The 18,782-nt window shown below is 39.0% G+C and carries 15 protein-coding genes and 1 other annotated feature; of the genes, 14 read left to right on the forward strand and 1 reads right to left on the reverse strand.

All coding sequences use genetic code 11. The features are described from left to right. The first annotated feature begins 112 nt into the window (after positions 1 to 112). From KVT27_RS12895 to pheT, 3 genes are all read left to right on the forward strand, one after another. Positions 113 to 877, forward strand: a complete 765-nt coding sequence (locus KVT27_RS12895) for a TrmH family RNA methyltransferase (protein WP_217581435.1) — start codon at positions 113 to 115, stop codon at positions 875 to 877. Positions 878 to 1,270: 393 nt separating this feature from the next. Then, on the forward strand, positions 1,271 to 2,308 hold the full coding sequence (pheS, locus tag KVT27_RS12900) for a phenylalanine--tRNA ligase subunit alpha (protein WP_217581436.1): 1,038 nt from the start codon (positions 1,271 to 1,273) through the stop codon (positions 2,306 to 2,308). 12 nt (positions 2,309 to 2,320) lie between these two features. Further along, positions 2,321 to 4,738, forward strand: coding sequence for a phenylalanine--tRNA ligase subunit beta (gene pheT, locus KVT27_RS12905; protein ID WP_150907041.1), 2,418 nt, complete (start codon positions 2,321 to 2,323; stop codon positions 4,736 to 4,738). A gap of 204 nt (positions 4,739 to 4,942) precedes the next feature. On the opposite strand, the gene rnhC is transcribed toward pheT, so the two are convergent. Continuing rightward, positions 4,943 to 5,869, reverse strand: a complete 927-nt coding sequence (gene rnhC, locus KVT27_RS12910; RefSeq protein ID WP_036119446.1) for a ribonuclease HIII — start codon at positions 5,867 to 5,869, stop codon at positions 4,943 to 4,945. A gap of 135 nt (positions 5,870 to 6,004) precedes the next feature. Here rnhC and zapA point away from each other — a divergent pair, with 135 nt between their 5' ends. The 11 genes from zapA to KVT27_RS12965 all read left to right on the forward strand — a co-directional run bounded on the left by zapA (position 6,005) and on the right by KVT27_RS12965 (position 18,736). Next, a complete protein-coding gene (gene zapA / locus KVT27_RS12915) occupies positions 6,005 to 6,265 on the forward strand; it encodes a cell division protein ZapA (RefSeq protein ID WP_008179187.1) in 261 nt (86 codons plus the stop codon). A gap of 5 nt (positions 6,266 to 6,270) precedes the next feature. Next, on the forward strand, positions 6,271 to 6,810 hold the full coding sequence (locus tag KVT27_RS12920) for a CvpA family protein (protein ID WP_012295574.1): 540 nt from the start codon (positions 6,271 to 6,273) through the stop codon (positions 6,808 to 6,810). A gap of 59 nt (positions 6,811 to 6,869) precedes the next feature. Continuing rightward, the gene (gene polX, locus KVT27_RS12925) at positions 6,870 to 8,579 is read left to right on the forward strand and encodes a DNA polymerase/3'-5' exonuclease PolX (protein ID WP_217581437.1); all 1,710 of its coding nucleotides are present in this window, start codon (positions 6,870 to 6,872) and stop codon (positions 8,577 to 8,579) included. Between the two features lie 18 nt (positions 8,580 to 8,597). Further along, a complete protein-coding gene (locus tag KVT27_RS12930; protein WP_036119439.1) occupies positions 8,598 to 10,964 on the forward strand; it encodes an endonuclease MutS2 in 2,367 nt (788 codons plus the stop codon). 22 nt (positions 10,965 to 10,986) lie between these two features. Next, positions 10,987 to 11,400: a DUF350 domain-containing protein gene (locus tag KVT27_RS12935; protein ID WP_008179180.1), complete on the forward strand. Its 414-nt coding sequence runs from the start codon at positions 10,987 to 10,989 to the stop codon at positions 11,398 to 11,400. A 427-nt stretch (positions 11,401 to 11,827) separates the two neighbouring features. Further along, the gene (locus KVT27_RS12940) at positions 11,828 to 13,522 is read left to right on the forward strand and encodes a long-chain-fatty-acid--CoA ligase (protein ID WP_036119437.1); all 1,695 of its coding nucleotides are present in this window, start codon (positions 11,828 to 11,830) and stop codon (positions 13,520 to 13,522) included. 148 nt (positions 13,523 to 13,670) lie between these two features. Then, on the forward strand, positions 13,671 to 14,252 hold the full coding sequence (locus KVT27_RS12945) for a fatty acid metabolism transcriptional regulator FadR (protein ID WP_025114529.1): 582 nt from the start codon (positions 13,671 to 13,673) through the stop codon (positions 14,250 to 14,252). Positions 14,253 to 14,266: 14 nt separating this feature from the next. Beyond that, complete coding sequence (locus KVT27_RS12950) at positions 14,267 to 15,040, forward strand: enoyl-CoA hydratase (protein WP_036119435.1); 774 nt, start codon at positions 14,267 to 14,269, stop codon at positions 15,038 to 15,040. A gap of 116 nt (positions 15,041 to 15,156) precedes the next feature. Beyond that, on the forward strand, positions 15,157 to 15,930 hold the full coding sequence (locus tag KVT27_RS12955; protein WP_036119433.1) for an electron transfer flavoprotein subunit beta/FixA family protein: 774 nt from the start codon (positions 15,157 to 15,159) through the stop codon (positions 15,928 to 15,930). Positions 15,931 to 15,967: 37 nt separating this feature from the next. Then, the gene (locus tag KVT27_RS12960; RefSeq protein WP_036119430.1) at positions 15,968 to 16,945 is read left to right on the forward strand and encodes an electron transfer flavoprotein subunit alpha/FixB family protein; all 978 of its coding nucleotides are present in this window, start codon (positions 15,968 to 15,970) and stop codon (positions 16,943 to 16,945) included. 152 nt (positions 16,946 to 17,097) lie between these two features. Then, positions 17,098 to 17,330: a binding site (T-box leader), on the forward strand. A 95-nt stretch (positions 17,331 to 17,425) separates the two neighbouring features. Next, positions 17,426 to 18,736: an amino acid permease gene (locus KVT27_RS12965; RefSeq protein WP_036127309.1), complete on the forward strand. Its 1,311-nt coding sequence runs from the start codon at positions 17,426 to 17,428 to the stop codon at positions 18,734 to 18,736. Positions 18,737 to 18,782 lie beyond the last annotated feature (46 nt).

An 18,782-nucleotide genomic window follows, 5' to 3' on the forward strand; every position in this document is an offset into this window, starting at 1 on the left:
TAAAATTACACTTGTCCTAGAAAAAACAGTTTTCTCACATAGCTATGAAATTTAGTATTTACTAAGGTATAATAATGGTCAATATATAGGAAAAAGGCGGTAAGAGGTAGCAATGAAGAGAATCGAATCTACGCAAAATGCGCTAGTGAAATATTGGAAAAAATTAGCGACAACAAGAAAAGAACGGGAGCGATCAGGTGAATTCATAGTCGAAGGCTTTCACCTTGTAGAGGAAGCATTAAAAAATAAAGAGCAAGTCCTGCAAATTATTGTACGTGAAGGTGTAGATTTACCGATGCTATGGCCAATTGATGGCATTGCTATTGTAGAGGTTACGTCAGTAGTAGCGAAGGAATTTGCGGAAACAGAAACGTCACAAGGTGTTTTTGCTATTTGTAAACAGCCTGCATTAGAGGAGGAAGTAAAGGCATCCTGGCGTAAAGTGTTATTGATCGATGCTGTTCAAGACCCAGGCAATATTGGGACGATGATTCGTACAGCCGATGCAGCTGGATTAGATGCCGTTATTTTAGGGAAGGGCTGTGCCGATGTCTACAACCCTAAAACGTTACGAGCTGCACAAGGCTCACATTTCCACATCCCTGTAGTACGTGAAGAGTTAACGGAATGTGTAGACTTTTTACAGGATCAAGGAGTTCTAGTATTTGGTACGGCATTGGATGAAGACGCAGTGCCATATAGCGACATTCAGCATACTGGTGCATTTGCGATTATTATGGGGAATGAAGGTAGTGGTATTCAGCCACAGCTTTTAGCAATGACAGACCAAAATATAATCATTCCAATTTTTGGTCAGTCTGAATCACTTAATGTAGCTGTAGCAACTGGTATAGTTTTATATGGTTTTGTGAAATAACTGACAGAATCATGCGGGTTTCCGCTAGTTGCCCCTTGATTTGCAACTGATCGTTATTGTATAATCAATTCTAAAATGTAAGTTTAAATATGAAATGCTATGACCGGGAAGTAGTAAAGATTGTGAATGGACGACAGGGAGCGTGTGGCCGGAGATTGAGAGCCAACGCCGTACCGATGCAATTTTGAATTCAGCCCGCGAGCAGCTACCGGGACCAGCTTGATGCTGTAAAGGTAAGCCGGCTTTATCAAGTCGTTATGTGAATGAAGTGATTGTAAGGATATTGGCCTTGCAATAACTAGGGTGGTACCGCGAATATGTCCTCGTCCCTTTTTTAGGGGCGAGTTTTTTTATGCCTAAAAACAGGCGTTAATTTTCTAAGGAGGTTTTAACATGGAAGAGCAATTAAAACAATTAGAGCAAGAAGCACTTGCTAAAATTGAAGCAGCAGTAAGTCTAAAAGAATTAAATGAAGTACGTGTTGCATATTTAGGGAAAAAAGGACCTATTACTGATTTATTAAAAGGAATGGGTAAATTATCAGCTGAAGAGCGACCAAAAATGGGTGCTTTAGTGAATAATGTTCGTGAAAACGTAACGGCAGTATTAGAGTCAAAAGCTGCTGTACTTGAAGAAGCGGCTATTGCTGAAAAATTAGCAAGTGAGTCGATTGATGTTACTTTACCTGGACGTGAAATAAAAGTAGGGAATCGCCATCCATTGACACGTGTCATTGAGGAAATTGAAGATTTATTTATTGGCATGGGCTATGAAATTGCAGAGGGTCCTGAAGTAGAGAAAGACTACTATAACTTTGAAGCATTAAATTTGCCAAAGGGTCATCCCGCTCGTGATATGCAAGACTCGTTCTATATTTCCGAGGAAATATTATTACGTACTCATACATCGCCTGTACAGGCTCGTACTATGGAAGCTAAAAAAGGTGAATCTATTCGTATCATATGTCCAGGAAAAGTATTCCGTCGTGATAATGATGATGCCACTCACTCACATCAATTTATGCAAATTGAAGGTTTAGTAATTGGCGAAAATATTCGTATGAGTGATCTAAAAGGAACTTTAGATACTTTAGCAAAAAAAATGTTTGGTGCTGAACGTGAAATTCGACTTCGTCCGAGCTTCTTCCCATTCACAGAACCATCTGTTGAAATGGATATCTCGTGCTTTAAATGCGGTGGTGCAGGATGTAACGTATGTAAGAGCACTGGCTGGATTGAAATACTAGGCGCAGGTATGGTTCATCCAAACGTCTTAGAAATGGCTGGCTATGATCCGAAGAAAGTTTCTGGTTTCGCATTTGGTATTGGTGCAGAGCGTATTGCCATGTTGAAATATGGTGTCGACGATATTCGACATTTCTATACGAGTGACACTCGTTTCTTATCACAATTCGAGCGAACAGAGGCGTAAGGGGGATAAAACATGTTAGTTTCATTAGAATGGTTAAAAGATTATGTCAATACACAGGACTTAGCACCTGAGCTATTAGCAGAAAAAATTACACGTTCAGGAATTGAAGTAGACGCAGTCATTGATCGTGCAAATGCAATGGAAAAAGTTGTAGTCGGATATGTGGTATCAAAGGAAAAACATCCAGAAGCCGATAAATTAAATATTTGTCAAGTGGATGTTGGTGAAGAAGAGCCTCAACAAATTATTTGTGGTGCTCCCAATGTAGATGCTGGTCAAAAAGTAATTGTGGCTCGCCCAGGTGCCCATTTGCCAGGCGGTATTAAAATTAAAAAAGCTAAACTTCGTGGACATGAATCAAATGGCATGATTTGTTCATTACAAGAGCTAGGTATTGAAGGAAAGCTTGTACCTAAAGCGTACTCTGAGGGCATTTACGTGCTTCCAGAAGATGCGCAAGTAGGAACGGACGCACTGGCTATTCTAGGCTTACGAGATACAGTGCTAGAGCTTGGTTTAACACCAAATCGATCAGATGCCCTCTCAATGCTAGGTGTAGCATATGAGGTGGGTGCTATCCTGTCAGAGGAAGTAAAGTATCCAGATATTTCTTATCAAGCTGCCAGCGAAAAAGCAGAGGATTTACTAAAGCTTCGTGTGGAAGATATGCAAGCAAACCCAATGTACGTCGCAAAAGTTGTGAAAAACGTCAAAATTGGGGAGTCACCGATGTGGCTTCAAAATCGTTTGATGGCAGCAGGTGTACGCCCGCACAATAACGTAGTGGACGTAACGAATTATGTGTTAATGGAATATGGTCAACCACTTCATGCCTTTGACTATGATAGTCTAGCAACAGGTGAAATCGTTGTTCGTAAAGCAACGGAGGGTGAGAAAATCACAACTTTGGATGACCAAGAACGTACATTAAAAGCGTCAGATTTAGTTATTACGAATGGCAAAGAGCCAGTTGCTATTGCTGGTGTAATGGGTGGTGCTAATTCTGAGGTAACAGATTCTACAACGACTGTTGTCATTGAATCGGCTTATTTCGACGGCTTAACAGTGCGTCAAACATCTCGTCATCTTGGACTTCGTTCTGATGCATCTGCCCGCTTTGAAAAAGGGGTAGACCCGAATCGTGTTTTACCTGCAGCTGAACGTGCTGCAACATTACTTGCTGCATTAGCTGGTGGTGAAGTATTGGAAGGTACATGTGTGGTAGACGATTTAGATAAAACACCAGCGCGTGTTGTCGTATCACCAGATTTTATTAACGAACGTTTAGGCATGAAAATTGCATTAGAGGATATGCTTTCTATTTTAGAGCGCTTAAAATTCGGAGTAGAGGCTGCAAATGGCTTATTAATTATTGATGCACCAACACGTCGTCAGGATATTAAAATCGAAGAGGATATCGTAGAGGAAATTGCTCGTCTTTATGGCTACGATGAGATTCCAACAACATTACCAGAGGGGGCTACACAAGTAGGTAGTTTAACCGCTTATCAAGCTAATCGTCGTGTTGTTCGTAATTATATGGAGGGTGCTGGCTTGTATCAAGCTGTGACGTATTCATTAACATCTGATGCGCTGTCACAGCGATTTGCATTGAAAGCTGAACCAGTCACTCGTTTATTAATGCCTATGAGTGAAGAACGCTCTACATTACGACAAAGCCTAGTTCCACACTTAATTGAAGCAGCAGCCTATAATGTTGCCCGCCAAGCAGACAGTGTAGCTCTATATGAAATTGGCTCAGTATTCCTTGGTCAATCGGAGGAAGGGCAACCTTTCGAAGAAGAGCATCTTGCAGCCGTCCTTACAGGGAAATGGCTAGATCACGCTTGGCAAGGCGAGAAAAAAGCCGTAGATTTCTTCGTCTTAAAAGGTGTAATAGAAGGTGTTATTGGCAAGCTTGGCTTAGGAAATCGCATTTCATTTGAAAAAGCACAAATTGATGGGTTACACCCAGGTCGTACAGCTAGTATAGTATTGGATGGCGAGCAAGTTGGTATTATTGGTGGACTACACCCTGCAGAGGAAAAGGCATGGGGTGTAAAAGATACGTATGTTATGGAAATGAATCTTGTTGCTCTATTAAATGCAACTGATCAAGAAGCGCCACTTTCCTACAAACCAGTACCTCGTTTCCCTGCGATGTCTCGTGATATTGCGCTTATTATGGACCGTACAACAACTGCAGGCGAAGTCGTTAAAGCTATTAATGTAGCTGGTGTGAAATTATTGAAGGATATCCGCGTATTTGACGTTTACGAGGGTGAGAAAATGGAGCAAGGGAAAAAATCCGTAGCATTCTCGCTCACATACTTCGACCCAGAACGCACGTTAACAGACGAAGAAGTAGTAGCTGCACACAATAAAGTACTAAAAGCAATTGCTACAATCGATGGTACAGAAGTGCGCTAAAATTATAAAAAAGACTGTCGTACTAGATAGTCTCAGATTTAGTCAAAAGTCATCGAGAAGTGTACTCTCGATGGCTTTTGTCATTTTTATTACACGGTCATACGGATAATGACTTTCTCATGGAAAATAACGCCTTTACTTTATTTTGGTAAAGAAAAAAGACTGTCATCTAGACAATCTTTTTCGTTTGGAGCTTCATGTTTTTTAAATCATCTTTCTCGCTTTTTCTGTATTAGCAAAATGCCATTTTGTAATGGAGCGTAGAAATTCTTCGCCTTGTTTACGCCAAATACGTGCAGCTTGCACATCTACCTTGCTAGAGGCCCCTTTCATTAACTCTAAACCCGCTATTTCACTGAGACGATCCATTTCCTTTAAAAACGCAGCACGAGCTAGAATGGATGCTGTAGCCACGGCTACATGTAATTGCTCGGCTTTAGTAGAAAAGTACACGCTTTCCTGTACAATTTCTCGTTCGGTTTTTAAGTAATTGTAATAAACGCCTCGTTCTGCAAACTGATCAATTAAAATACATTCAGGTTTCTCAGGAGCCATTTTTGTCAGTGTGTTTTGCAGTGCCTTGTTATGCATCATGGCTTTCATTTTCCCTTGAGAGTAACCCTTTGCCTGTAAGCTGTTATATTTTTCATTGCGTAAGACGAGAACACTATGAACGCAAGCTGCGCGTAAATCAGGAGCAATTTTCCGCATGTAATCATCCGATAACATTTTTGAATCTTTGACACCAAGCTCATTGATGAGTTCAATTTTGGAGGCAGGTACATATACGGCAGCTACTGTAATAGGGCCAAAATAATCACCAGTGCCTGTTTCATCTGAGCCTAATACGGACATCGTTGCAAATTGGTCGGGTAGTGTATCACCCTTTGCTCCAATACTAGATGATTTTGAGTTCGATGTTTTTTCAATGGTCCCCCAGCGGGCAGCTTCACGTTCAGCTCCACCACCCTGAAACATTAATTTTCCTGATTTATACATGGTTATGGAGGTATCTGGTAGTTTTGCGGCGAAGATTACACCAGCAGCCTTGCGTTCAATATAATTGGATGCATAGTATGCCATCACCTCTTTTTGAATATTTGTTGAAATGGAAAGTACAATATTTGACATTTAATCGATCCTTTCTGTCCTCATTGTTCACAATTTTATACCTTTCATGGTATGATAATAAATAGCTTTTTTGTGTGATGGTGCTAGCAAGCCAAAAAAATCTTGCATGTATCGAATTTATAGGAGGGTGCGACTATGGAAAAACAAGAAAAGAATAAAATTTCTGTGGAAATATATGGTCATACATATAAAATGGTCGGCTTGGAATCCATTGGCCATATGCGACTTGTTGCTTCGATTGTTGATGACCGTATGCGCGAGATGAACGTACATAATCCCTCACTTGATAGCACAAAACTTGCTGTTCTGACAGCAGTAAATACAGTACATGATCATTTACTATTAAAAGAGCGGCTGGAGCAGCTGGAAGAAGAATTGAAAAAATTAAAGGGTTGAAGAGAATGTTAGATTTAATCATATTAGTGGTACTGTTAGCTGGAATTGGTGTCGGTGCAAAACGAGGTTTCATTGTACAAATGATGCACATTGTCAGCTTTATAGTAGCCCTAATTGTTGCGTATATTTATTATAAGCCATTAGCACAAAAATTTGTATTTTGGGTTCCGTATCCAGGAGTTACTGATACAGGTAGTCTTGGTGTCGTGATAGACAGTCTAGATTTAGACCGCACATTCTATCGTGTAATTGCTTTTGCGGTAATTTTCTTTGCCGTAAAAATAACATTGCAAATAGTGGCATCGATTTTTGATTTTATCGCTTATTTACCTGTACTGAACACAGTAAATCGTTGGCTTGGAGCGCTATTCGGCATGATTGAAAACTATTTAATTATGTTTATTCTGCTATATGTATGCGCACTACTACCGATTGATAGCATACAAAATTTAATGTCGAAGTCATTGTTAAGTGGTCTTATTTTGGAGCATACACCGGTCATTACAAAGATGTTCCAAAACTGGTGGTATATTTATATGCAATAGTCAACTATGCACTTCTCTCTGTTTGGAGAGAAGTGTTTTTACGATAGGAGGAATTATTGGTGAATAAAAAAACCATTATTCGCACGCTCGAAAAAATTGCTCTGTATATGGAATTACAAGGTGAAAATCCATTCAAGGTATCCGCCTTTCGAAAAGCAGCTGCGGCACTTGAAGGAGACGAGCGTTCATTAAGTGAAATGGATGATGTGACAAAACTAAAAGGAATTGGCAAGGGGACGGCTGCTGTTATTGAGGATTTGATGGTAACAGGTGAGTCAAGTTTGCTAAAGGAACTAGAAGAGATTGTCCCTAAAGGGTTATTGCCATTGTTAAAGTTGCCAGGCTTAGGTGGAAAAAAGATAGCCAAGCTTCACCAAGAGCTAGGAATCGACTCAGCAGAAAGTTTAAAGGAGGCTTGTGAAGCGGGCAAAGTTCGTGAATTAGCTGGCTTTGCTGCCAAAACAGAGGAGAAAATTTTAAAGGAACTTGCCAATTTAGCTAATCGCTCTGAGCGTCTACCCATTTGGCAGCTAGAGCCTGTGGTTTTACAAATAGAGGCCCTTCTAGATAGTATGGAGGAAGTAAAACGTTTTTCTGTAGCTGGAAGTTTCCGTCGTGCAGTGGAAACTAGTAAAGATATTGATTTTATTGTTGTAACAGAAGAGGTTGAGGCAGTCCGTGAACAATTATTAAATACATTAGCCATCCAAGAAGTCGTTGCAGCAGGAGATACAAAAATTTCGGTGATTTTGGACTTAGATGAGCCAGTAAGCGTTGATTTTCGCTTAGTGAAGGATACGGAATATGCGACTGCCTTGCATCATTTTACAGGTTCTAAGGACCATAATGTACGCATGCGCCAGCTTGCAAAAGCGCGAGGTGAAAAAATTAGTGAATATGGTGTGGAGCAGGAAGGTGGAACTGTTCTAACATTTCAAGATGAAGCGGCATTTTTTGCTCATTTTGATTTACCTTGGATTCCACCAAGCTTGCGTACAGGGACAGTAGAATTTGACAAAACAGAGGATATCCAAAAATTGGTTCGACTAGAAGATATTAAGGCCGATTTGCATATGCATACGACGTGGTCAGATGGTGCTTATTCTGTTGCAGAAATGGGCAAGGCATTACTAGCGCGTGGCTATCAATATAGTGTTATTACGGATCACTCCCAATTTCTAAAAGTCGCCAATGGTTTAACACCAGAGCGTTTAGAAAAACAGCGAGTGGAAATTGAGGCATTTAATGAAGCTCACCCAGAATTTCATTTATTTTCAGGGACAGAAATGGATATATTACCGGATGGTAGCTTAGATTTTGATGATCAAGTTTTGCGCGAATTAGATTTTGTAATTGCTTCTATACATTCAAGCTTTACACAAACACAGGAAAAAATTATGGCCCGTCTACTGACAGCTATGCAAAATCCTTATGTCCATATGATTGCCCATCCTACAGGGCGAATTATTGAAGATCGTGATGGCTATAATCCTGATATGCAACAGTTAATTGCCTGGGCGAAGGAGTATGGTAAAATTTTAGAGTTAAATGCTAATCCATATCGTCTTGATTTATGTGTGGAGCATTTAGAGATGGCTTTAGCAGAAGGTGTGCCAATAGCGATTAATACAGATGCACATGATATCGCACATTTACGTTTTATGGATATTGGAGTTCGCTATGCCAATAGAGCATGGATACCAAAAGATTTGATTGTGAATACATGGACGCGTGAACAATTTGAGGCGTTCATACGACGAAATAAATAGGTTGAGGAGGTGTTCTCAGTGATTGCAGAACGCGCATTGAAAACACTAGAATACGATAAAGTACGGCAACAAGTGGCTACTCATTGTACTTCTTCAATTGGGAAATCAGCCATCGAGGAGCTTGTACCACAGACTGACTTTGATAAAGTAGTACAACTATTGGAAGAAATGGACGAAGGTTTATCCATTTTACGTGTAAAAGGTAATGTACCAATGGGTGGAATATTTGATGTTCGACCATCTGCAAGACGTGCCCAAATAGGAGGCATGTTAGCGGCGATAGAGCTAATGGAAATTTCTAGTACTATTAGAGCTAGTAGAATTCTTCGCAATTTTATTGAGGATTTGGAAGCCGATGAAGTGATTGAAATTCCCCATTTTATCGCCAAAAAGGAAACAATGCCCGTATTAACGGGATTACAGCATGAAATTAATAACTGTATTGATGATAACGGAGCTGTTTTAGATTCGGCTAGTTCAACTTTACGAACTATTCGCCAATCCTTACGCTCGGAGGAAGCAAAGGTACGCTCTAAATTGGAGAGCTTAATCCGTGGCAGTAATGCATCGAAAATGCTATCTGATACACTTGTTACAATTCGGAATGATCGCTTTGTTATTCCCGTTAAGCAGGAATATCGTCATCACTATGGTGGAATCGTTCATGACCAATCTTCTTCTGGACAAACCCTATTCATTGAGCCAGATTCTATTGTCCAAGCGAATAATGAAATTCATCGTTTGAAAATGAAAGAACAGGCTGAGGTTGAACGAATTTTACTAGCATTAAGCGCAATGGTGCAAGATGTAGCACCAGATTTATTTAACTTAGTAAAGGTATTAGGGGATATCGATGTCATTTTAGCTAAAGGCAAGTATGGCCAAGCCAATAAGTGTACAATGCCTAAAATGAATCAGGATGGCTATATTCGCCTTGTTCGTGCACGCCACCCTCTATTACCAATAGATACAGCTGTGCCAAACGATATTGAGTTTGGGAAAGACATTACGGCAATAGTAATTACGGGTCCGAATACAGGTGGTAAAACGGTAACATTAAAAACAGTGGGCTTGTGTACACTAATGGCTCAAGCTGGGTTACCAGTACCAGCATTGGATGGATCTCAGCTTGCTGTGTTTAAACAATTGTTTGCTGATATTGGTGATGAGCAATCTATAGAGCAATCGCTTTCAACATTCTCATCTCATATGGTCAATATTGTCGACATATTACAAAAATTTGATGATGAGTCACTTGTTCTTTTTGATGAGTTAGGAGCAGGTACAGACCCACAAGAAGGGGCAGCTTTAGCCATTTCTATTTTAGACGAGGTGCATGGTCGTGGTGCACGTGTGATGGCAACGACTCACTATCCTGAGCTCAAAGCATACGGCTATAATCGACCTGGTGTTGCCAATGCTAGTGTTGAATTTGATATAGAAACATTGAGTCCTACCTATCGTCTACTAATTGGTGTTCCTGGACGTTCGAATGCATTTGAAATCTCCAGTCGCTTGGGGCTCCCTGAAACCATTATTGAACGTGCTAAAGGCTTCACAGGAACAGATCGACATGAGGTTGAATCGATGATTGCTTCATTAGAGGAAACACGTCGTCAATCGGAAGATGATGCAGAGCGTTCCCATGCATTATTGTTAGAGTCAGAGAGCTTACGTAAAGAGCTGCAAGATAAATTACAAGCCTATGATGAGCGTAAAGAGGCACTTGACAAGAAAGCTAAAGAAAAAGCTCGTAAAATTGTAGAAGAAGCGAAGCATGAAGCGGAAGGCATTATTGCTGAGCTGAGAGAAATGCGAAAAAATGCCGACCAAGTTGTTAAAGAGCATGAACTGATTGAAGCGCGTAAGCGTTTGGAAGAAGCAACACCGCTTGAAAACAATAAAGTACTAAAAAAAGCTGCACAAGTAAAAGCCCGTGCGCAAAACTTAGTTGTCGGGGACGAGGTAAAGGTGTTAAGCTATGGTCAAAGAGGTACTTTGTTAGAAAAAGTTTCGAATACTGAATGGGTTGTCCAAATGGGGATTTTAAAAATGAAAATCTCTGATAGTGATTTGGAATATATTAAGCCTGAAAAAGAGCCTATTGTACGAACAGCTGGTGTAAAAAATCGAAATGGCCATGTGAAATTAGAATTAGATTTGCGTGGAGAGCGCTATGAAGATGCAATTTTAAGGACAGAAAAGTATATTGATGATGCTTTACTTGCGAATTATGGTCGGGTATCTATTATCCATGGTGTTGGTACTGGGGCTTTACGCCAAGGTATTCAAAGCTATTTGAAAAACAATAAGCGTGTGAAATCCTTCCGTTTTGGTGAAGCCGGCGAAGGGGGCTTAGGCGTCACAGTTGTTGAATTGAAATAAGCTATAAAGGGGACGGAGAAAAATGCTGAATTCTGGCTTTTGGCGATATCCAATTATCGAAACGGCAGGATACTTTAGTGTTGTTGTGTTATGTTTGGTCGTGTCGATGGCATTGTTCGAAGTCGTGACGAAGTATAAAAATTGGGAAGAAATTAAAAAAGGTAATGTTGCTGTGGCACTTGCAACAGGAGGAAAAATACTAGGAATTTGTAATATTTTTCGTTTTTCTATTGCTCGTCATAGTACATTAAGTGAAATGATTGGCTGGGGCCTTTTTGGTTTTACGTTGTTAATTGTGGCCTATTTCTTATTTGAATTTATGACACCTCGTTTTAATGTTGATCAAGAGATTGCCAATGATAATCGCTCAGTTGGTTTCATTTCCTTTACCATTTCAGTTGGTCTATCGTTTGTAATTGGGGCAAGTATTGCATAGGAGTGTCATGACATGGAAAAATTAGCAAAGGTACTAATCATTGTCTGTATTGCATTTTTGGCAGTGGGCGTCTATTATATGATGACTATTTAAGCACATTTAACGCATCCTTTTAAAAGGATGCGTTTTTTATTGAGCTTATTGCAGGTGGCTTCAACTAAATCTATTAAAGCCCTGATAGGAAAAAATGTTTTTCAAATATAGAAATATATAGGTTATTTATAATCTGAAAAATCGGAGAATGAATGAGTATTCATCGTATCTACCCATACAAATCCTATTAAGAACTAGTCATAATAATGTTGTTAAATGCATAATAATTAATCGAAAATGCGTTTATTTTCTATTTTCTGTTTGAAAGTGCATTTCTTTTTCATTATAATAAAATTAAGAATTGACAAAGTTTGGGACAAAGGGGAGAGGACGTATGACAGCAAAACCATGGCTAGCAAATTATCCTGAAGAAGTACCATCGTCTTTAACGTTTGAGGAAATTCCAGTGCAAGAGTTTTTGACACGCGCCTATAAGAAGAATCCATCAAAAGTAGCGATTCATTTTATGGGGAAGGATTTGACGTACACCGAACTATATGAGTCTGCTTTAAGATTCGCAAACTATTTACAATCATTAGGTGTGGAAAAGGGAGACCGAGTGGCAATTATGTTACCTAACTCGCCTCAAAGTGTAATCGCTTACTACGGTGCCATGTATGCAGGTGCTGTTGTCGTACAAACAAATCCACTTTATACTGAACGTGAGCTTCAATATCAAATGGCAGATTCGGGTGCAAAAGTTATTCTTGTGATGGATATTTTGTACCCAAGAGTGATGAAAATTATAAAAGAAACCGCACTAGAAAATGTCATTGTGACAGCCATCAAAGATTATTTACCATTCCCAAAAAATTTAGTCTATCCATTTATTCAAAAAAAGCAATATGGCTTTAGTGTCAAGGTTGAACATAGTGGACAAAATCATTTGTTTTCAGAAATAATGCGTTCTGCACCAATCAAGGTAATGGATCATATTCCTTTTGATTTTGAAGAAGACCTAGCATTACTTCAATACACAGGTGGAACAACCGGATTCCCGAAAGGAGTCATGCTAACCCATAAAAATTTAATCGCCAATACGACAATGTGTGATGCATGGATGTATAAATGTGTGCACGGTGATGAGGTCATTATGGGTATCCTACCATTCTTCCACGTCTATGGTATGACAACTGTTATGCTTTTATCAGTTTTCACTCAAAATAAAATGGTGCTGTTACCGAAATTTGATGCTGAAACTGCATTAAAGACAATTGATAAGCAAAAGCCTACACTTTTCCCTGGTGCGCCAACCCTATACATCGGTTTATTAAATCATCCAGATATTGCTAATTACGATTTATCATCTATTAAGGCCTGCCTAAGTGGCTCTGCTTCATTGCCAATTGAAGTGCAAGAGAAGTTTGAAGAGGTAACAGGTGGAAAATTAGTAGAGGGTTATGGATTAACTGAAACATCACCAGTGACACATGCTACTCCAATTTGGGGCAAGCGGGTGATTGGCTCGATAGGATTACCTTGGCCAAATACAGAAGCGATTATTTTGCGGACAGGGGATACGGAAGAATTGCCAGTTGGTGAAGTTGGCGAAATTGCAGTTAAAGGACCACAAGTGATGAAGGGCTATTGGAATCGCCCAGAGGATACGGCCGCTACATTTACAGATGACTGGTTTTTAACAGGAGATCTTGGCTATATGGATGAGCAAGGCTATTTCTATGTAGTGGACCGTAAAAAAGATATGATTATTGCAGGGGGCTTTAATATATACCCTCGTGAGGTTGAAGAAGTGTTATACGAGCGTGAGGAAATCCAAGAATGCGTTGTAGCAGGTATACCTGATCCTTATCGAGGAGAAACGGTAAAAGCTTATATCGTTTTAAAAGAAGGATATTCGATTACCGAAGACGAATTAAATAAATATTGCCGTCAGCATCTAGCGTCATTTAAAGTTCCGCGGTATTATGAATTTAAAGATGAGCTGCCAAAAACAGCCGTTGGGAAAATTTTGCGCCGTACATTAGTGGAAGAAGAAAAAACAAAAATGGCGAATAAAGAAGCGAAATAAATACGTGTTAAAGTATTGACAAGCAATGATGTAAAATATAATATGAAAATATGAATGAATGACCATTCATATTTTCATATTTTTTTAGGTTCTCACGTCATACTTGATTATGTTGACGTGCGCATGTTTTTTAGGTGGTGATATAAAAGTGAAACGAGATAAGCCAAAATATAAACAAATTATTGATGCAGCTGTCATCGTTATTGCGGAAAATGGGTATCACCAAGCGCAAGTATCGAAAATCGCCAAACAGGCTGGGGTGGCCGATGGAACAATCTATTTATATTTTAAAAATAAAGAAGATATATTAATTTCTGTCTTTAATGAAAAAATGGCTGTTTTTGTAGAGTCATTACAAGATATAATAGAAAATGGGAATACGTCAAAAGACAAACTTTCCCGAATGATTGAAAATCATTTTAATGTTCTAGCGACAGATCGATACCTAGCAACCGTCACACAATTAGAGCTTCGCCAATCAAATAAAGACTTACGACTAAAAATTAATTCAGTATTACGTGAGTATTTACATTTACTTGATCAAATTTTAATCGAAGGTATGCTTTCAGGTGAGTTCAATCAAACGATGGATGTACGCTTGGCACGTCAAATGGTTTTTGGAACAATCGATGAAACTATTACGTCGTGGGTTATGAATGACTATCGATATGATTTGATGGAGCAGGTTCCAAAGGTTCAGGCATTAATCCTGAACGCCATTAAAGGTTAAAAGGATGTGGAGAAATGGAATTTCTAAGTTGGAAAGTGGAAGATGGGGTAGCAAATATTACAATTGCACGTCCGCCAGCAAATGCATTATCTCGCGGTATTATTGCAGAAGTAAATTCTGTGCTAGATGCTGTAGAACATGATGATGCTGTAAGAGTCCTTGTACTTCATGGTGAAGGCCGTTTCTTCTCTGCAGGTGCAGATATTAAAGAATTTACTGGGGTAGAATCTGGAGAAGAGTTTACGAAGCTAGCTAGCAATGGACAGCAAGTATTTGAGCGTGTGGAATCATTCCCTAAGCCAATTATCGCAGCTATTCATGGTGCAGCATTAGGCGGTGGGCTTGAGCTAGCAATGAGCTGCCATATGCGCTTTGTGACGGAATCAGCGAAACTAGGTTTACCTGAGTTACAGTTAGGCCTTATTCCTGGCTTCGGAGGTACGCAGCGACTACCACGTTATGTTGGTGTAGCAAAGGCTGCTGAAATGATGTTTACGAGCGAACCGATTTCCGGTACGGAAGCTGTGCAATGGGGCTTAGCAAACCGTGCATTCTCAGAAGAGACACTGTTAGAGGAAACATTAAATATTGCAAAGAATATTGCCAAGAAGAGCCCAATTGCTTTGAAGGCAGCTATTCAAACCTTGCAATATGCAAAGCATGCTTCATTTTATGAAGGTATTGAAGCGGAAGCGAAATCCTTTGGCACAGTATTCGTCACAGAAGATGCAAAAGAAGGAATTCAAGCATTCATTGAAAAGCGTGAGCCTATGTTTACTGGCAAATAAATTTCCCATAAGTCGATAGCAACGAGCAAGTATGTTATCGATGTTATTGAAACTAAATATATATAATATTTATAAGTTTACTTAGAATTATAAAACGTTCCAGGAGGTATGGATATATGAATATTTTTGCATTAATTAAACGTACGTTTGATACAGAAGAAAAAATCGTTGTGTCGGGTGGTAAAATCCAAGAGGACGGCGCAGAATTCATTATTAACCCTTACGATGAATATGCCATCGAAGAAGCAATCCAAGTGCGTGACGCTACTGGCGGTAAAGTGACGGTAGTAACAATTGGTGGCGAAGATGCTGAGAAGCAATTACGAACAGCTTTAGCAATGGGCGCTGATGAAGCAGTGCTTATCAATACGGAAGATGATTTAGATGAATTAGATCAAAATGCTGCTGCTTTTCTATTAGCAGAATACTTAAAAGATAAAGATGCTGATTTAATTTTAACAGGAAATGTTGCGATTGATGGTGGTTCTGGTCAAGTGGGTCCACGTGTTGCAGATTTATTAGATATTAATTATGTAACAACGATTACAAAGCTTGAAATTGATGGAACTTCTGCAAAAATTATTCGTGATATAGAAGGAGATTCAGAAGTAATTGAAACTTCTTTACCACTGTTAGTAACAGCTCAACAAGGTTTAAATGAGCCACGTTATCCATCTCTACCAGGTATTATGAAAGCGAAGAAGAAACCGCTTGCAGAGCTTGAATTAGATGATTTAGATATCGATGAAGATGATGTAGAAGTGAAGATTGAAACGGTTGATATCTTCTTACCAGCTCAAAAAGCAGCAGGCCGTGTTCTTGAAGGCGACCTTTCTGTACAAGTAAAAGAACTGGTAAATCTACTTCACACAGAAGCAAAGGTAGTTTAAAAAATCGAATCTTAAAGGGTAACGGAGGGAATATGCTATGTCAAAAAAAGTATTAGTATTAAGTGAAGTTCGTGAAGGAAGCTTACGTAATGTTTCTTTCGAAGCAATTGCAGCAGCAAAACAAATCGCTGATGGTGGCGAGGTTGTAGGGGTACTTTTAGGGGATGCTGTAGCAAATTTAACAGGTCCATTATTTGAATACGGTGCTGATCGTGTTGTAACGGTGGAACACCCTCATTTAAAACAATATACATCTGATGGCTATAGTCAAGCGCTACTAGCTGTTATTGAGCAAGAAAAGCCAGCTGGCATTGTCTTTGGCCATACGGCAAATGGGAAAGATTTATCGCCAAAAATTGCAAGTAAATTACAAGCAGGTTTAGTATCTGATGTTACTACAATTGAAGGCGCAGGCGATGATGTTGTATTCATCCGACCAATTTACTCTGGTAAAGCTTTTGAAAAGGTGAAAGTAAAAGACGGAATTGTATTAGCATCTATTCGTCCAAATAACATTACACCTTTAGAAAAAGTTGATGGTAAATCAGGAGATGTTTCGGCAGTTACTGTAGAAATTACAAACCTTCGCACAATTATTAAAGAGGTTGTTCGTAAATCTTCAGAGGGTGTTGACTTATCAGAGGCAAAAGTAGTAGTTGCTGGTGGTCGTGGTGTAAAATCTGAAGAAGGATTTGAACCACTAAAAGAGCTGGCAGATTTACTAGGTGGTGCAGTTGGAGCATCTCGTGGTGCATGTGATGCTGAGTATTGTGACTATTCGCTGCAAATTGGCCAAACTGGTAAGGTTGTAACGCCTGATCTTTATATTGCTGCTGGTATTTCAGGGGCTATTCAGCATTTAGCAGGAATGTCAAACTCTAAGGTTATAGTTGCTATCAATAAAGATCCTGAAGCAAATATTTTCAAAGTAGCTGACTATGGAATCGTTGGAGATTTATTTGAAGTAGTTCCGCTTTTAATTGAGGAATTTAAGGCTTTAAAAGTGAATGCATAAAGGTTATTGCAGGAAGGGATGATCCTTCCTGCTTTTTTCATTTTCTAAACAAGCAACTGCTATTTGAAAATTATCGCAAAATAAAATATTGACATAATTAACAGTTACGATTATAGTGTTGAATAATCATTAAATTTACAATCAAAATGTTTTTAAACGCAAAGATTAGGAGTAGTAAAAGCTCATTATTCGGTAAAGAGAGCTGCGGGTTGGTGCAACGCAGACCAATAAGACTTTGAACTTGCCTAGGAGTGGTAAGATAAATGGAATTGTCTGATTATTCTATTTGTTTGACGATTAACCTTCGTTACAAGGTTTTAAGTTGGGTTCATGATGAACCAATTAGAGTGGTACCGCGGTTTGCTTATGGCATATCGTCTCTTCTTTCATTTGATGATGAAGGAACAGACGGTATGCCTTTTTTGATTTTTAGGAGGTAGGAAAGTGGAAAAGAACAATCAGCAACAATTAAAACGAACAATGACCTCGCGTCACATTACGATGATGGCATTAGGTGGTGCTATTGGCGCAGGATTATTTAAAGGAAGTAGTGCAGCCATCGATATGGCAGGCCCATCAGTGCTTATAGCCTATTTATTAGGGGGCATTATTTTACTATTTGTTATGCAAGGTCTTGCAGAAATGGCAGTCCGCAATAAAGAGGCAAGAACGTTTAGAGATTTAGTTGAATCCGTTTTAGGTAAATATCCAGCTTATTTTTTAGACTGGATTTATTGGAAGATGTGGGTATTAAATATTGCTGCCGAATCTATAGTGGCCGCTATTTTTATTCAATATTGGCTGCCTGAATATCCAATTTGGATATTGGCGTTATCTGTCTCGGTGCTAGTGACAGCTATTAATCTGTTATCTGTGAAGATTTTTGCTGAAACGGAATATTGGCTAGCATTGATTAAAATTACAGTTATTATTGTATTTATTATTGCAGGACTCATTTTATTGCTTGTCTCATTTGGTCATCATAGTGCTGTAGGTTTCTCTAACTTAACTTCGCACGGTGGTTTTTTCCCAAATGGATCAATGGGATTAATTGCAGCTATGCTTGTGGTGATCTATTCCTATGGTGGAACGGAAATCATAGGGATTACATTAGCTGAAACAAAAAATCCTGAAAAGGTAGTCCCAAAAGCTGTGCGCAGTACATTAATCCGTATTGTTACTTTCTATTTACTGCCATTCTTTATTATCGTTAGTTTGATTCCTTGGAATGAAGTGAATGGAGTACCAGAAAGTCCATTTGTCATGGTATTTAAAATGATCGGAATTCCTGGCGCGGATCATATTATGAATGCTGTCGTTTTACTTGCCATTATTTCTTCGATGAATTCGGGCCTTTATGGTTCATCCCGTGTACTTTATACGCAAGCGGTTGACGGTCGTGTCCCTAAAATATTTGCTCAATTATCCAAAAGAAATGTTCCCGTATATGCGATTTTGATGTGTACTTTAGCATTGTATGTAGGTGTCATCTTTTCGTTATATGCTGGAAGCAAGACGTTTGATTTTCTAATGGGGTCACTTGGATATACGGTATTATTTATTTGGTTAATTATTGCAATAGCCCATTTAAAATCAAGAAAAAAACAGTCAGCCAACTCAAGTGTGTATGAAGTGAAATGGTACCCTTATACTACTTGGATAGCGATTATTGCGTTGAGTACGATCTTAATTGGTATTATTTTTACCACTTCAATAATCGTGACAGGTATTACATTAGCCATCTACATTTTCATTACGTTAACGTATTTATGGAAAGGCCGTCATCAATAAAATTAATCGATAGCGTTTAATTTTTCGACACGGATTTTCATAAAAA

The sequence above is a fragment of the Lysinibacillus sp. GbtcB16 genome (genome assembly GCF_019091145.1).
In the GTDB taxonomy this organism is placed as follows: domain Bacteria; phylum Bacillota; class Bacilli; order Bacillales_A; family Planococcaceae; genus Lysinibacillus; species Lysinibacillus fusiformis.

What these genes read in the sequence shown, in the direction of transcription:
- zapA (WP_008179187.1), top strand. Translation starts at nt 6,005, where the DNA reads ATGGAAAAACAAGAAAAGAATAAAATTTCTGTGGAAATATATGGTCAT.
- KVT27_RS12950 (WP_036119435.1), top strand. Translation starts at nt 14,267, where the DNA reads ATGGAATTTCTAAGTTGGAAAGTGGAAGATGGGGTAGCAAATATTACA.
- KVT27_RS12920 (WP_012295574.1), top strand. Translation starts at nt 6,271, where the DNA reads ATGTTAGATTTAATCATATTAGTGGTACTGTTAGCTGGAATTGGTGTC.
- KVT27_RS12960 (WP_036119430.1), top strand. Translation starts at nt 15,968, where the DNA reads ATGTCAAAAAAAGTATTAGTATTAAGTGAAGTTCGTGAAGGAAGCTTA.
- pheS (WP_217581436.1), top strand. Translation starts at nt 1,271, where the DNA reads ATGGAAGAGCAATTAAAACAATTAGAGCAAGAAGCACTTGCTAAAATT.
- pheT (WP_150907041.1), top strand. Translation starts at nt 2,321, where the DNA reads ATGTTAGTTTCATTAGAATGGTTAAAAGATTATGTCAATACACAGGAC.
- KVT27_RS12940 (WP_036119437.1), top strand. Translation starts at nt 11,828, where the DNA reads ATGACAGCAAAACCATGGCTAGCAAATTATCCTGAAGAAGTACCATCG.
- KVT27_RS12895 (WP_217581435.1), top strand. Translation starts at nt 113, where the DNA reads ATGAAGAGAATCGAATCTACGCAAAATGCGCTAGTGAAATATTGGAAA.
- KVT27_RS12955 (WP_036119433.1), top strand. Translation starts at nt 15,157, where the DNA reads ATGAATATTTTTGCATTAATTAAACGTACGTTTGATACAGAAGAAAAA.
- KVT27_RS12935 (WP_008179180.1), top strand. Translation starts at nt 10,987, where the DNA reads ATGCTGAATTCTGGCTTTTGGCGATATCCAATTATCGAAACGGCAGGA.
- rnhC (WP_036119446.1), bottom strand. Translation starts at nt 5,869, where the DNA reads ATGTCAAATATTGTACTTTCCATTTCAACAAATATTCAAAAAGAGGTG.
- KVT27_RS12965 (WP_036127309.1), top strand. Translation starts at nt 17,426, where the DNA reads ATGACCTCGCGTCACATTACGATGATGGCATTAGGTGGTGCTATTGGC.